The organism is Microcystis sp. M53598_WE2 (assembly GCF_030067735.1).
Taxonomy (GTDB): Bacteria; Cyanobacteriota; Cyanobacteriia; order Cyanobacteriales; family Microcystaceae; genus Microcystis; species Microcystis aeruginosa.
In genome coordinates this window covers 1-3081 of sequence record NZ_JASJFE010001045.1, presented here as the reverse complement: position 1 = coordinate 3081, position 3081 = coordinate 1, and the positions used below count along the sequence as shown (strand labels likewise).

General features: G+C 41.0%; 4 protein-coding genes. All 4 read right to left on the bottom strand.

Annotated features, from left to right (window positions below; all coding sequences use genetic code 11):
• Positions 1-19 precede the first annotated feature (19 nt).
• The 4 genes from PX636_RS21410 to PX636_RS21395 all read right to left on the bottom strand — a co-directional run bounded on the left by PX636_RS21410 (position 20) and on the right by PX636_RS21395 (position 2713).
• Positions 20-847 carry a reverse transcriptase N-terminal domain-containing protein gene (locus PX636_RS21410; protein WP_502882916.1) on the bottom strand — a complete coding sequence of 276 codons (828 nt, stop codon included), beginning with the start codon at positions 845-847 and terminating at the stop codon, positions 20-22.
• Positions 848-1547: 700 nt separating this feature from the next.
• Positions 1548-1811, bottom strand: a complete 264-nt coding sequence (locus PX636_RS21405; RefSeq protein WP_223210680.1) for a BrnA antitoxin family protein — start codon at positions 1809-1811, stop codon at positions 1548-1550.
• The gene (locus PX636_RS21400) at positions 1789-2067 is read right to left on the bottom strand and encodes a BrnT family toxin (RefSeq protein ID WP_002797901.1); all 279 of its coding nucleotides are present in this window, start codon (positions 2065-2067) and stop codon (positions 1789-1791) included. The genes PX636_RS21405 and PX636_RS21400 overlap by 23 nt, the downstream gene beginning before the upstream one ends.
• A 403-nt stretch (positions 2068-2470) precedes the next feature.
• Positions 2471-2713 (bottom strand): hypothetical protein, encoded by a 243-nt coding sequence (locus tag PX636_RS21395; protein ID WP_002797900.1) that lies wholly within the window; start codon positions 2711-2713, stop codon positions 2471-2473.
• Positions 2714-3081 lie beyond the last annotated feature (368 nt).

Sequence of the window (3081 nt, the reverse complement as noted above, 5' to 3'; positions counted from 1 at the left end):
ATTTTTGATCTAGAGCGAACTAATCAATTAAGTCTCTTGCCAGATAAGGATTTAGTCGATTTATGCCCCCTATCGAACCATACCAAGTAACGAAGAACCGAATATTCTCTATTCCGTTGAGAGCGATGTTTGCTAGTAATGGACTCACGACACCTCCTTGGGGAGTTCCTTGTTCAGGAAATTCTGGGTTAACTCCTGCTTTTAAGCATCTCATCAATCCAGCTTTGATGCTTTGGGGAGCAATGATTAATTCCCTTAATGTGTTGTGGTTGATTCTATCGAAGCATTTCTCGATGTCTAATTCTAGGATTCTTTTGTTTAATCCGTTGCTGCTACTTCTTAAGTTTAAGAAGAGTATTTTTTGACAATCGTGAGCGGAACGTCCAGTTCTAAAACCGTAGCTCCTTTCGTGAAATGTGGCTTCTTGGGCAGGTTCTAGGGTGTATTTGAGAAGACATTGCCAAGCTCTATCCTTAATGGTAGGAATTTTGAGCATCCGTGTTGTTCCATCCTTTTTGGCTATCGGAATTTTTCTCAGTCCCTGATGTTGCCAATTCCAGACTTTGGTTTCTAGGACTGATTCTAATTCCCACCTTTCTCGGAATGAAAGTGATGCTTTCCCATCTATTCCTGCTGTCTTCTTACCAGCGTTTAGTTGAGTTACTTGACGAATTGCCAGTAATCTAGCACTTCGAGATTTTAAGATTAGCTTTTGAAGATTTTTGGCTTTTGCCTTGTCTCCTACTCTCATGGCTTTCCACAATCTACATTGTAGCCGGAATAGATTCCTACGGAGTTTCTTCCACGGAATGTTTTTCCACAGTTCTCTATAGCTATTACTAATCATGAGTCTAACTGGTCTCTACTTGGTTTCTTGTGTTCTGATTACCTCGAAGCAATTACGCTTCGTCCTACCCGATGTTAGGGGTTACGTTGCTCGTCCAACCTACTTGAGTTTCGACTTTTCTCTTGACCTAATCATCGTTTTTCTTCGTTCCGACTTTGGGATTGTTTTGACAATTTAGGGTTGACCACTTCACCCACCTTCAACTCTAGGGATAGCAGATACCGTAACGAAAGCTCTGCGAGTTTAGAAGGTTGAGTCAACATTTTTAGCTCCGATTGTTGCTCTGAAATTGGATGCTTTTTCTGGTTTTCCCTTATTGTCTCCCCGTTAACGCTCCTTGTGCCTATCTGTTTTGGCTCTGATTGCGTCCTTGTTCCCCGCTTCAGCCTCTAGATTTCCGAGTCTAGTCACTGGGGGCAGGTTGGGAGTCACTGTATCCCTTACAGGGTAGGTCTTTCACCTACATCCTTTTTGTCAGTTATGCTGTTTTATCAGCACTCTAGGCTATTTATTCCCCTAGAAACGAATCGCACCTTTACATTTCATTAACGCACCCTACAAGATCGGCGATCGCACTAAAAATGCAAGAGGGCATAAGTGCCTCAACCCAGAAGCAGAGCAGGCTAACGGCTAAGTTGAGCCGCCGCAGATAAATTTTAGGGTATAAAGATCACTTTTGAAGGTCGGCTCCAACGAAGGGTTATGCTTGGTGCTGAGTTTGGTTGCTTTCCATATATTGACGCAAAACCTTGTTTATTAGGGTTTTATACTGTTCTCCTTGAGCCTGAAACCACTGTTTCACATCTGGATCAAGCTGAACTAGGTTGTGTGCTTGATCTGCTGGAATACGTAAAGTAGCTCGTTCAAAAAATTCATCTGTCAGCGGCGGAATATCTGAGTAGTCGATATTCTCTTCTGACCTTGACTCTAAAGCTGCCCAATTAGTACGAGAGGTACTGTTCAAATCGTTTCTGCTCATGACGGTTGGCTCTTCGCGCTGAAATGATTCGGGTTACATTTTTTTGACGTTCCGTCCAGACTACTACTGCTATTCCAGAACCGAGAAAACCGATCCCAAACCAGCGATCTTCGCCATAGTCGAAACGATCATCTAGCTCAATCAGCATTTCTCCATCAAACATCGTGGGAACATCAGCAAAATCAATCTCATGTTTACGAATATTTTCAATATTTTTCGCTTCGTCCCACTCAAATTGCATGAAGAATTAAGGTATGCCAGACTGAACTAATTTCTTTCATTATCACACATTTGGCTGAAATGGGTTTATTCTTTGCTCGAAATCGATTGCCACCAAAAGTATAGACTCTCAGCCAGAAGATAGATAGCTGAAAATAATTGCCATACTAACACCATAGATGCAAATGACACCAATTTTAGTTGCAATTGGGAATGAACCAACTAGGGCAAATATTATGATCGCAACACCTATAAGGAGTGCGAATATGGCTTTAACTCTCTTCATTCGGAACTCTCAAAGACTAGAACTAAGCTAAACGGCGCTTAACCTGCATGATCCAACAGCTATAACCCTTTTGGAGTCTATATCGGTGATCCGAAGTAAAAGCCGTTTAGCTTAATACATACTAAATCAGCCTCTATGGTCATGCCATCAAGTCGTCCATGAAATCAGTGACACCTTCAGCAATACCATCCGTAATTTCATCTGGAAGTAAACCGACAGCCAACACAGCTATCCCAGTTCCTACTGCCGAGCCAAGAAATTTAGCTGCCCAATCACGAGTATCGGTAATACCTCCACAATCTTTACACTCGACATAATTTTTTTGGTTAGTTGGTTGAATGTTTTTGCTATTGCAGTGCGAGCATATGACTTGGTTAGCCATTTTTTCTCTCCTAAATGCTATGGCTGAATATCCAAACTATGCCACCATCAACAATCGAAGCAGCATAACTATATAGTGTACGGAAATTTTCCGTATATCACGCTAAATACGCACTTTTTAAAGAATCTTTCCGTATATTACTCTCATAGCGATCGCAAGAAACTTTTCCTATAAAATTACAAGTAACCGTGTTATGCCGAATTAAATCATTATAGCTGAACTTACCCCATACATATATACTATAATAGCCGAAAACCCTTATTCATCAATGGATACGCCCCTTAACTTTTCTTAATGTACCCATGTAATTTGTAACATTTCTTAATGGACAAGAATTCTCTCCATTTGCTAAAATGATAGCCATGTAT